We start from the raw sequence: 11,494 nt of genomic DNA, 5'->3' as shown, positions 1-11,494 counted from the left end.
GCAACAGGATAGAATCCTAGATCGTCATGATTGAATTCAGCGCAGCCGAGATCGCGGCAGTCACGGGCGGAACGCTCTCGAAAACGGCTCAGGAAGCCGCTTCCCTTGTGGTTTCGTCAGCCACCACGGATTCCCGCGAAAGCCTTCCGGGCGGTCTCTTCATCGCCAAGCCGGGCGAATCCACCGACGGCCACCGTTTCGTCGGCAGCGCCTTTTCCCGGGGGGCGGCTCTCGCTCTTGTGGAGAGGGTCGTCACGGACGACGACGGCGCAGAATATCCCGCCGTCGTCGTACCTGACGTAGTGGAGGCCATGGGCCGGCTCGCCGGCGAAGTAGTGCGCCGGCTGCGTGCGCACTCACCGCTGACAGTGATCGGCATTACCGGCTCTGCGGGAAAGACAACAACCAAGGATGTACTCGCTCAGCTGCTGCGCGCAGAAGCGCCCACGGTGGCCCCGGTCGGGTCATACAACGGCGAAATCGGGGTTCCCCTGACCGTATTCTCGGCGGAATACGGCACCCGCTATCTCGTTATCGAGATGGGGGCCACCGGCGTCGGGCACATCGACTACCTGGCATCCATGGTGAAGCCGGACATCGGAATCGTACTGTGTGTCGGTTCGGCGCACGCCGGAGAGTTCGGCGGTGTTGAACGGATCGCCCAGGCCAAGGGTGAACTGCCCCGGTCGCTGGGTCCCCACGGCACCGCCATTCTCAACGGGGACGACGCACGTGTCAGCGCAATGGCCGCGCAGACACAGGCACGCATTGTTTTCTTCACCGAAGACTCTACGTTCGACGCTGCCGGTACTGCCATCCGTGCAGAGGACGTGACCTTGTCCGTCGAGGGCAATCCATGCTTCACGCTGGCTCTTCCCGGCGGGGGACGCCACGAGGTGAGGCCGCTGCTGATCGGCCGGCACCACATCACCAACCTCCTCGCCGCTGCATCTGCCGCCCACGTCCTCGGCATCCCGGGCGAGCGGATCGCAGCCGGGCTGAGCGGCGCACGCGCCATCAGCCGCTGGCGCATGGAGCGCACCGACAGGCCGGACGGCGTGACGGTCATCAACGATGCCTATAACGCGAACCCGGAATCCATGCGGGCGGCTCTCGCCACGCTTGCTGAACTCGGACGCGGCAGGCGCACCTGGGCTGTGCTGGGCGAGATGCTGGAGCTGGGGGATGACTCCGTCAGCGCCCATGACGGGCTCGGCCGGGTTGCCGTCCGGCTGAATATCTCCAAGCTGCTCGTCGTCGGAGACGGGGCAAAGGCGATCCACACCGGCGCAGTACTGGAAGGATCATGGGGAGATGAAGCGCTGTTTGTGCAGAACGTCTCCGAGGCGGAGGACATCCTGAGCCATGAACTGCAGCCGGGCGACCTCGTTCTCGTCAAATCATCCAATGGCGCCGGTCTGCGCCATCTGGGCGATCGGCTAGCATTGGCGTCAGACAAATCGACGGCGGTGCCCGAGGCTGACCCGGGGCCACAGGCTGAACCGGATGGACCCGGTCCAGGAAATCAAGGGGGCCCCTCGCTGTGATCGCGCTGCTGATTGCCTCAGCGTCCGCCCTTCTCCTCGCCCTCATCGGAACACCCCTGTTCATCAGGCTCCTCGTGAGCAAGAGCTACGGCCAGTTCATCCGGGACGACGGACCCACGGCGCACCACACCAAGCGCGGCACGCCCACCATGGGCGGTGCCGTGATCGTGGGGTCCGTGGTGACCGCCTACTTCGCCACGCACCTCATCATGGGCGCCGCGGGTGTTTCTGACGGTCCGACAGCCTCCGGCCTGCTGCTGCTCATGGTCACCGTCGGCATGGGCGTCGTCGGCTTCTTCGACGACTACATCAAGATCTCCAAACAGCGCAGCCTGGGTCTCAGTGCGCCGGCGAAGATCATCGGTCAGACCATGGTGGGCATACTGTTCGCCATCCTTGCCCTCAATTTCCCGGATGAGAACGGCCGCACGCCGGCCTCCACGGCTATCTCCTTTGTGCGGGACACAGCCTTCGACCTCGCCTTTGCAGGCTCACTGGTCGGCGCGATCCTCTTCATCCTCTGGTCAAACCTGATCATCACCGCCGCCACGAACGGCGTGAACCTGGCGGACGGCCTGGACGGGCTGGCGACCGGTGCATCGGTCTTCGTCTTCGGTGCCTACATGCTGATGGGCATCTGGCAGTTCAACCAGCGCTGCGCGTCACCGGATGTCCCTGCGAACATCTGTTACGAGGTGCGCGATCCCCTGGACCTTGCGCTGATAGCCGGCGCCATGTGCGGCGCACTGGTCGGCTTCCTCTGGTGGAACACGTCTCCGGCCAAGATCTTCATGGGCGATACCGGTTCGCTGGCAATCGGAGGAGCAATCGCCGGGTTCGCGATCCTCTCACGCACGCAGCTTCTCCTGGTCATCATGGCCGGGCTGTTCGTCATGATCACCCTGTCCGTCATCATCCAGGTCGGGTTCTTCAAGCTCTCCGGCGGCAAGCGGGTCTTCAAGATGGCTCCGCTGCAGCATCATTTCGAGCTCAAGGGCTGGCAGGAGGTCACCGTGGTGGTGCGCTTCTGGGTTCTCGCCGGGCTGTTCGTGGCCGTCGCGCTCGGTATCTTCTACGCTGAATGGGTTGTCCTGCTGTGAGCGGGGATGACCTGCGGGAGGCACACCAACGTCTTGCGGACCTGACCTCCTGGAACGCAGACTGGGCCGGGCTGCGGGTGGTGGTGACCGGGATCGGGCTGTCGGGCTTTTCGGCCGCCGACACCCTGATCGAACTGGGTGCGCGGGTGGTGGTCTGCGACGCCACCGACTCCGAGGAAAACCGCTCGAAAGCGGACACCCTCAGGATCGTCGGCGCAGTGGACGTGCTGCTCGGCGCAGACGCCGCCCGCACCCTGCCCCTCGTTGACGGGAAGACGCCCGAGCTGGTGGTCACCTCGCCCGGCTGGCGCCCAACCCAACCGCTGCTCGCAGCCGCCGACGCCGCGGGCGTCCCCATCTGGGGAGACGTTGAACTTGCCTGGCGGGTCCGCACCCGCGAGGGCAGGCCGACCGCTGAATGGGTGACAATCACCGGCACCAACGGCAAGACCACCACGGTCACACTCGCCGAGTCGATGCTCCGGGCCGCCGGGCTCCGCGCCATCGCGGCCGGGAACGTCGGAACCCCGATCCTTGACGCCATCCGTGACCCGCAGGGCTATGACGTCATTGCCGTCGAGCTCTCGAGCTTTCAGCTGCACTGGAGCTACAGCCTCGAGCCGCTGGCCAGCGTGTGCCTGAACCTCGCGGAAGACCACGTGGACTGGCATGGCGGCTTTGATGAGTACCGCGCAGCCAAGGCGAAGGTCTATGAGAACACCCGCGTGGCCTGCGTCTACAACGCGGAAGATCCTGCCACCGAGCGGATGGTGGAAGAAGCTGACGTCCAGGAAGGCTGCCGGGCGATCGGTTTCACCACCAATACGCCCGCCATCAGCATGCTCGGCGTGGTGGATGAACTGCTGGTGGACCGGGCCTACATAGAACAGCGCAAGGATTCAGCCGCCGAGCTGGCATCCGTCACGGACCTTGGGGAAGTGGTGCCGCGCCACCTCGTCGCGAACGCCCTCGCGGCGGCAGCCCTCGCACGGGCAGCCGGGGTCCCGCCGGCCGCGGTGCGTGAAGGCATCCGAAACTACCGGCCGTCCGGACACCGTATCGAGCTGGTCGCCGCCCGGGACGGGGTTCTGTGGATCAACGACTCCAAAGCGACCAACCCGCACGCCGCCCATGCTGCTCTGTCGTCCTTCCACAGCGTGGTCTGGATTGCCGGAGGACTCTCCAAGGGCGTGGACTACAACGAGCTTGTGCGGAACAACTCTTCCCGGTTCAAGGCCGCAGTACTGATCGGCAGAGACAGTTCGGATCTAGCGTCCGCTCTCCGCCGACACGCGCCGGATGTTCCGGTGATCGAGCTGGGTGCGGGTCACACTGGTAAGGACGAGTTGCCGTCCCAGCACTCGGGGTCAGACGGCGTCCAGGCCATGCGCGCGGCAGTAACCGAAGCGCTGCGCATCGCCGCGGACGGCGACACTGTGCTCATGGCGCCGGCGGCAGCGTCGATGGACCAGTTTCCTTCCTATGCCCATCGCGGCGCCGCCTTCATCGAGGCGGTCCGCGGGATTGTGGAGGGGCAGGGATTCACCGCTAAGGAGTTGTAAATGGTCAGCACGCCCACCCGGCCGTCACGCCGGAAGCCGGCGGTGCGGCAGCACTCCAGCGGAACCAGCACCGCGAAGCGGTCATCGCCGGCCGCGCCGGCGGCGGTGGAAGCCGGTCCGCGCACCGAAGGAAAAGGTGCCCTCGGCGCCTTCGCGCGGATGTGGCGCTTTCTCGAAGGCTCGGACCGGCAGACCAGCGGCTCAAGCTATTACATGATTCTCGGAGCCACGCTGGCACTGACCGCGATCGGGCTCATGATGGTGCTTTCGGCGTCGTCCGTCGAGTCGATCGCCAATGCGGCGTCCACTGTGGAGCCCACTGACGAAGGCGCAATCGTCTTCGACTTTTTCTTCAAGCAGAGCATGTATGCGGTGCTCGGTGTGGCCCTCATGCTCGGGCTGTCGAGATTGGGCCCCCGGGTCTTCAAGTTCCTGGCATGGCCCGGACTGGGAGTCGCCATCGTTCTGCTGGTGCTGGTGCTGCTCATCGGCGAAAACATCAACGGCAACCAGAACTGGATCCGCATCGGCAACCAGTCCCTGCAGCCGTCGGAGCCGGCAAAGCTCGCCCTTGCCCTCTGGTGCGCCACCGTGCTTGAGCGTAAGCGTGGACTCATCCGGGACTGGAAGCACGCCCTCGTGCCCGTGGCGCCGCTCGGGGGAGTCATCCTCCTGCTCGTCATGCTCGGCGGTGACCTCGGGACGGCGATCATTCTCGGCATGATCATGGGTGCGGCGCTCTTCTTCGCCGGTGCCCCCATCAAGATGTTCACGATCGCCGGTCTTGTGGGGATCGCGGGAGCGTTCGGCGCAATCCTGCTCAACAGCACCCGGAGCACCCGCATTGAAGCGTGGCTGCGACTGAACTGCGACTCCGCCTCCGACCCCTGCTTCCAATCCAACCAGGGCCTGTTTGCCCTGGCGTCGGGTGGATGGTGGGGTGTCGGTATCGGTCAGAGCCGGCAGAAATGGAACTGGATACCCGAAGCGCACAACGACTTCATCTTCGCCATCATCGGTGAGGAATTCGGTCTGATCGGCACCCTTGTCGTGATCGCACTGTTCGGCATCCTGGCCGTGGCCACCCTGCGCGTCGCCCGCCGTTACACCGACCCGTTTGTCCGCATTCTCATGGGATCCATCCTGGTGTGGCTGATCGGACAGGCCTTCGTGAACATCGGTATGGTCACCGGTGTCCTGCCGGTCATCGGCGTGCCGCTGCCGTTTATCTCCTACGGCGGTTCGGCGCTCACCTTCACCCTTGCCGCCGTCGGGGTGCTCCTTGCGTTTGCCCGGCGGATGCCGCCGGCGGCACAGGGGACAGCCTCATCCGCAGATCCCGTCTCCGCGAAAACCAAGTGAAAGAGCAAGAGAGCCCATTGACTGAATCCTCTTCCCTGTCGGTCGTCCTTGCCGGCGGAGGCACCGCAGGGCACATCAGCCCTCTCCTGGCCATTGCCCGCGCCCTGGTCGAAGCCCGGCCTGACGCCCGGGTAGTGGCTGTGGGGACGGCCGCCGGGATGGAGACCCGCCTGGTCCCGGCAGCAGGATTCCGGCTCGAAACCATCGAGCGGGTTCCCATGCCGCGAAGCCTGTCCGTGGACCTTTTCAAACTTCCGGTACGCCTGGTCCGCGCCGTCCGGCAGGCACTCAGAATCATCGACGGTGCCGCTGCCGACGTCGTGGTCGGGGTCGGGGGCTACGTCTCCACCCCGCTGTACCTTGCAGCGTGGATCCGCCGCGTGCCCGTCGTCATCCATGAGGCCAATGCCCGGCCCGGCCTCGCGAACCGACTGGGAGCCCGCATTGCCCGGACCGTAGCCGTAGCCTTCCGGGACACCGGGCTGCCGGGGGAGCAGTGGGTCGGTATGCCCATGCGGCCGGAGATCTCTACCCTCGACCGTGCTGCGGCGCGCAGGGACGCGCGGACGGCGCTGGGCCTGGACCCGGACCTGGCAACGCTCATCGTGACCGGCGGCTCCTCCGGCGCGGCCAGCATCAACCGTGCAGTGGCAGCGGCGGCACCCAGGATCGCCGACACCGGAGCGCAGGTGCAGGTGCTTCACATCACCGGGCGCGGCAAGCAGGCGACGGCGGCAGACGGTGGGCTCCTGGCAGCCACCGGTTACCGGCAGGTCGAGTATGTGGACGGCATGGAGAAGGTGTACGCCGCCGCCGATCTGCTGCTTGCCCGGGCCGGCGCCGCGACGGTCAGCGAGGTCGCGGCAGTCGGGTTGCCGGCTGTTTTCGCGCCCCTGCCGCACGGCAACGGCGAGCAGCGGAGGAATGCAGCAGAACTGGTTGACGCCGGCGCCGCGATCATGGTCGAGGATGGGCAGCTGACCGCTGACTGGCTCCTCGCAGAAGTCATTCCCCTGCTGCAGGACTCCGGGCGCCTCCGGAAGATGTCCCTGGCCACGGTGCCGCTCGGCGTACGCGACGCAGATGAGCGCATGGCGAACCTGATTATCGATGCAGCCGGAGGCCGCTCATGAGTACAGCCGTTGAAAATCTCGGCAGGGTCCATTTCATCGGTCTCGGCGGCGCCGGGATGTCCGCGGTGGCCCGTGTGCTCCTTGGCCGCGGCGCGGCCGTTTCCGGTTCGGATGCAGCGGACTCGCGCGGCCTGCAATCACTGGCCGCCCTCGGAGCGGACGTGCACGTCGGCCACGACCCCGGGAACCTGGGGTCCGCGGACACCGTGGTGGTCTCCAGTGCGATCCGCGATACCAACCCGGAACTCGTCGCTGCGAAGGAGCGGGGTCTGCGTATCCTCCACCGCTCAGAAGCTCTTGCAGCAGCGATGGATGGACGCCTGGTGGTCGCCGTTGCAGGCACGCATGGAAAAACGACGACGACGGCGATGATCACGGTCATGCTGCAGGCTGCAGGGGCCAGTCCGTCGTTTGCCATCGGAGGGGATGTTGCGGCGCTGGGTGTCAATGCCGAGTGGGCGGAGGGGAGTGTCTTCGTGGCTGAGGCGGACGAGTCTGACGGCTCATTCCTCAACTACCGTCCCCGCATCGGCGTAGTCACCAATGTGGAGGCCGACCATCTTGACCACTACGGGTCTGCTGAAGCCGTCTTCGACTCCTTCGACCGCTTTGCGGCCCTGCTGCCCGCAGAGGACGGCGTGCTGGTCGCGTGCCACGATGACGACGGCGCCAAGGCGCTGGCGGACCGGACCACCGGGTCGAGACGGGTGCGCACGTATGGCTACACCGCGGGCGCCGACGTCCGGATCAGCGACACCCGTTCGGTGGGCAGCACGTCGAACAGCATTCTCTCCTTCTCGGTCGACGGACTGGACAGCCAGCAGGAACTTCAGCTGGCCGTGCCCGGTCGGCACAATGTCCTGAACGCGGCCGCGGCTTTTGCCGTAGGCCTTGAGCTGGGAGTCGATCCGGCAGCCGCCGCCGCCGGGCTCGCCTCGTTCTCCGGTGCGGCCCGGCGGTTCGAGGCAAAGGGCGAGGGTTCCGGCGTCCGGGTCTTTGACGACTACGCCCACCATCCCACCGAGGTCGCGGCGGCCCTGAACGCCGCCCGGACGGTTGCGGGCCAGTACGCGGTGCACGTGGTATTCCAGCCGCACCTGTTCTCGCGGACACGGGAGTTTGCTGCTGAGTTTGCCGCCGCGCTGTCCCTGGCCGACACGGTCCGCGTCCTGGATATCTATGCTGCGCGCGAGGACCCGGTGGAGGGCGTCACGAGCCGGCTGATCAGCGATCGGCTCACCACCGACGGAGGGTATGCGCCGGACGTCGATGAAGCGCTGCAGTCGGTTGTCGATTCCGCCCGGCGCGGGGACATCATCCTGACCGTGGGCGCAGGGGACGTCACCCGCCTCGGTCCTAGGATTGTCGGGCTCCTGGCCCGGAAGGAGGGAGTGCGGTGACACCGCGCCGTCCGCGCAAGCCGGGGATACCCGGAAAACAGTCACCCCTGGCTCCAGTCGAGACGATCACCGCTGAGAAGAACCTGCCGTCCGAGCCCCCGGCCGGACCGCAGGGGGACCGGGTCTCCGCCTCCAGGGAAGCTCCGATAGCGCTGCTCGAGCGCGATCACGACGCCGCCACTGTCATCGCGTTCCCGGAGCCGCCGGGCCGCCGTCGAAGGAAATGGTGGCTGGCAGGCATCATTGGAACCGTTGCGCTTGTTGCGGGACTGATTGCCTACCTGGTGTTCTCACCCGCGCTGGCGGTACGGACGCTTGACGTGCAGGGAAACCAGCTGGTCCCGGAGGACCAGATTACCGCTGCGCTGGCCCCCCTCCTCGGCACCTCACTGACCCGCATCGGCGATGATGACGTCCGCGTGCTCCTCGATGGATTTCCTCCGGTCAAGGGTGTCTCCGTGGCAGCAGCACCGCCGTCGACGCTCAGTGTGACCGTGATCGAGCGGACGCCGGTCGCGGTTCTGGAGAGTGACGGGAAGTTCATACTCATCGACGCGGAGGGCAGGCAGCTGACTACCGTGGCCGACCGGGAATCCGCTGCGCTTCCGCTCATTGACGGTGGCACAAACGCCGTGAACAGCGAGGTCTTTTCGTCGATCGCGGACGTGCTTGCCGCCCTTCCCGCGGATATCAGGAAGCGCCTGGTGCACGCCTCTGCCGGCTCCATTGATTCGGTCGAGCTGAAACTGACGGACGGAAAGACCATCTTCTGGGGCAGTGCCGAGGAAAATGCCGAGAAGTCGCGGGTTATCGGGGCGCTCCTGACCATCCCGGAGCAGGATCCGCCGGTAAAGGTCTATGACGTCAGCACACCATCACGACCGGTAACCCGGTGAAGTTTTCCGACACGCTGGCTTGGTGATTGCATGCCGGTGACCATGCACCTAGCGTCTCAGTAAGAAACTACTTGACATAACATTAACTTTCAAGTTGAAGGTGAATGTTCGTCATGTTGAAGGTTGGAACCCCCAGCCCATAAGACCCAACCAGCGCACAGATCGAACAAGGGACACAGGACGTGGCAGCACCGCAGAATTACTTGGCCGTCATCAAGGTCGTCGGCATCGGCGGCGGTGGCGTGAACGCCGTCAACCGAATGATCGAGGTTGGCCTGCGCGGCGTGGAGTTCATCGCCATCAACACAGATGCGCAGGCACTGCTCATGAGCGATGCCGATGTGAAACTCGACGTCGGCCGTGAGCTTACCCGTGGCCTGGGCGCCGGCGCGGACCCCGAGGTCGGCCGCAAGGCGGCTGAAGACCACGCCGAGGAGATCGAGGAAGTCATCCGCGGCGCAGACATGGTCTTCGTGACAGCCGGTGAAGGTGGCGGCACCGGCACCGGTGGTGCGCCGGTCGTCGCGCGGATCGCGCGTTCGCTCGGAGCCCTGACCATCGGCGTTGTGACCAGGCCCTTCACCTTCGAGGGCCGTCGTCGTTCCAACCAGGCGGAAACGGGCATCGATACGCTGCGGGACGAGGTGGACACCCTGATCGTCATCCCGAATGACCGCCTGCTGTCCATCAGCGACCGCAACGTGTCCATGCTGGACGCGTTCCGTTCAGCGGATCAGGTGCTGCTCTCGGGTGTCCAGGGCATCACCGACCTCATCACTACCCCGGGCCTGATCAACCTCGACTTCGCTGACGTCAAGTCAGTCATGCAGGGCGCGGGCTCGGCTCTCATGGGTATCGGATCGGCGCGCGGTGAAGACCGCGCCGTGAAGGCTGCCGAACTGGCCATCGCCTCGCCCCTCCTCGAAGCCTCCATCGACGGCGCCCACGGCGTCCTCCTCTCCATTCAGGGCGGTTCGGATCTCGGCCTGTTCGAGATCAACGAGGCTGCGCGGCTGGTGCAGGAGGTTGCGCACCCCGAGGCAAACATCATCTTCGGTGCGGTGATCGATGACGCGCTCGGAGACGAGGCACGTGTGACAGTCATCGCGGCAGGTTTCGACCAGGTGGACGCCACTTCGCAGCCGGCGTCTCCTGCTGCCAAGCCCGCATCTGCTCCCGCTATCGGACGCGAGCATGCGCCGGCAGCGGCCCCGCAGACCGTTGCCGCCGGTGCGGGTGCCGGCTACGGGTCGTGGTCACACTCGTCCAACGGACGAGGCAACGACGTGCCCGGCGACGCTGGATTCGACGTCGACCTTCCGGCTGTTGTCGAACCGGATTATTCCACCGGGCGCTCCGATGATCTGGACGTTCCCGACTTCCTGAAGTAAAGGGTGTTTTTCTGGCAGTCGGAGGTGGCGCCCGGCATCCGGGTCGCCTTCACCGACCGCGGCGCGGGGAACCTCGCGCTGCGCGTCGGAGACCACCCGGATGCTGCCGCACGTTCCAGGCGCGCACTTGAGTCAGAATTGGGAATTGCACCCGGCTCCCTGCACTTCATGAACCAGACCCACTCGACTGTGGTCGAGGAGGCCGGAACCGGCGGTGTACCCGACGCTGATGCCCTTATGAGTTCCACGGGGCAGGATGCGCTGGCGGTGCTTGTGGCTGATTGTGTTCCCGTGGTTCTCGTTGGTTCGACCGTCCGCGGTGGCGCGGTCACAGCTGTGGTCCATGCCGGGCGGAAGGGAGTCGAGGGCAACATTGCGGGGCGCACCGTCGATGCGTTGCGGAAGCGCGGCGCTGTATCGGTCTCAGCATGGATAGGACCGTCCGTCTGCGGGCGGTGCTACGAGGTCCCCGAGGAAATGCGGGAGACGGTGTCCCGGACTGTTCCACCTGCCCGCAGTGTCACCTCCTGGGGTTCCCCCGCGCTTGATCTGCCGGCCGGAGTCCGGGGGCAGCTGGAAGAAGCGGGAGTGGACGTGCAGGAGCTGGGTGCCGGTGGAAGCCTCTGCACCCTTGAGAACAACCAGCTGTTCTCGCATCGTGCGGTGGGCCAGGGCAGGCCGGTGGGCCGGCTCGCCGGACTGGTGTGGCGGGATGCCTGACACGGGCGCCAGGCGCGCTGAACTCGAAGACAATCTGCGCAGGGTCAACAGCCGGATCGATGAGGCTCTTGCGGCATGCGGCCGCAGCGAGAGGCCGACGCTGATTGTCGTCACCAAGTTCTTTCCGCCGTCCGACGTCGCGTTGCTGTCCGGACTCGGGGTGCGGGACGTGGGCGAGAACCGGGACCAGGAGGCCGCGGCGAAGGCCGAAGCTGTTGCTGATCCGCAGCTGCGCTGGCACTTCGTCGGCCAGCTGCAGACCAATAAGGCCAAATCGGTTGTCAATTACGCGCATGCGGTCCACTCTGTCGACCGCATCCCCCTGGTCAACGCACTCGAGAAAGCGATGGCCCGCCGTCACGAACAGTCCGGACCGGCAGGGG

Annotated in this window: 9 protein-coding genes and 1 pseudogene; all 10 read left to right on the top strand. The window is 65.8% G+C overall.

Annotation, left to right across the window (positions count from 1 at the left end):
* Positions 1-26 precede the first annotated feature (26 nt).
* Entirely contained in the window at positions 27-1,547 is a 1,521-nt protein-coding gene (gene murF, locus X803_RS0115190; RefSeq protein ID WP_026545795.1) for a UDP-N-acetylmuramoyl-tripeptide--D-alanyl-D-alanine ligase, read from the top strand.
* On the top strand, positions 1,544-2,647 hold the full coding sequence (gene mraY, locus X803_RS0115185) for a phospho-N-acetylmuramoyl-pentapeptide-transferase (RefSeq protein WP_026545794.1): 1,104 nt from the start codon (positions 1,544-1,546) through the stop codon (positions 2,645-2,647). Before murF ends, mraY begins: the two co-directional genes overlap by 4 nt.
* Positions 2,644-4,209 (top strand): UDP-N-acetylmuramoyl-L-alanine--D-glutamate ligase, encoded by a 1,566-nt coding sequence (gene murD / locus X803_RS0115180; RefSeq protein ID WP_026545793.1) that lies wholly within the window; start codon positions 2,644-2,646, stop codon positions 4,207-4,209. Before mraY ends, murD begins: the two co-directional genes overlap by 4 nt.
* Positions 4,210-5,571, top strand: coding sequence for a putative lipid II flippase FtsW (gene ftsW, locus X803_RS20475; protein WP_035779341.1), 1,362 nt, complete (start codon positions 4,210-4,212; stop codon positions 5,569-5,571).
* Between the two features lie 17 nt (positions 5,572-5,588).
* Positions 5,589-6,704 (top strand): undecaprenyldiphospho-muramoylpentapeptide beta-N-acetylglucosaminyltransferase, encoded by a 1,116-nt coding sequence (murG, locus tag X803_RS0115170; RefSeq protein ID WP_026545792.1) that lies wholly within the window; start codon positions 5,589-5,591, stop codon positions 6,702-6,704.
* Positions 6,701-8,104 carry a UDP-N-acetylmuramate--L-alanine ligase gene (gene murC, locus X803_RS0115165; protein ID WP_026545791.1) on the top strand — a complete coding sequence of 468 codons (1,404 nt, stop codon included), beginning with the start codon at positions 6,701-6,703 and terminating at the stop codon, positions 8,102-8,104. The genes murG and murC overlap by 4 nt, the downstream gene beginning before the upstream one ends.
* Positions 8,101-9,000: a cell division protein FtsQ/DivIB gene (locus X803_RS20470; RefSeq protein ID WP_051470805.1), complete on the top strand. Its 900-nt coding sequence runs from the start codon at positions 8,101-8,103 to the stop codon at positions 8,998-9,000. Before murC ends, X803_RS20470 begins: the two co-directional genes overlap by 4 nt.
* A gap of 182 nt (positions 9,001-9,182) precedes the next feature.
* A complete protein-coding gene (ftsZ, locus tag X803_RS0115155; RefSeq protein ID WP_026545790.1) occupies positions 9,183-10,391 on the top strand; it encodes a cell division protein FtsZ in 1,209 nt (402 codons plus the stop codon).
* A gap of 3 nt (positions 10,392-10,394) precedes the next feature.
* Entirely contained in the window at positions 10,395-11,111 is a 717-nt protein-coding gene (locus X803_RS0115150) for a purine nucleoside phosphorylase YfiH/LACC1 family protein (RefSeq protein ID WP_026545789.1), read from the top strand.
* A pseudogene (locus X803_RS22365) lies at positions 11,104-11,494 on the top strand (YggS family pyridoxal phosphate enzyme); the annotation flags it as partial. The gene X803_RS0115150 and the pseudogene X803_RS22365, both read left to right, overlap by 8 nt.

Origin of the sequence: Arthrobacter sp. 35/47, from assembly GCF_000520475.1 — a bacterium.
GTDB lineage: Bacteria > Actinomycetota > Actinomycetes > Actinomycetales > Micrococcaceae > Arthrobacter_D > Arthrobacter_D subterraneus.
This window is presented reverse-complemented; position numbering and strand designations above follow the sequence as displayed.

Bases quoted from the DNA above. Each gene is read 5' to 3' on its own strand.
- murF (WP_026545795.1), top strand. From the start codon at position 27: ATGATTGAATTCAGCGCAGCCGAGATCGCGGCAGTCACGGGCGGAACG.
- ftsW (WP_035779341.1), top strand. From the start codon at position 4,210: ATGGTCAGCACGCCCACCCGGCCGTCACGCCGGAAGCCGGCGGTGCGG.
- murC (WP_026545791.1), top strand. From the start codon at position 6,701: ATGAGTACAGCCGTTGAAAATCTCGGCAGGGTCCATTTCATCGGTCTC.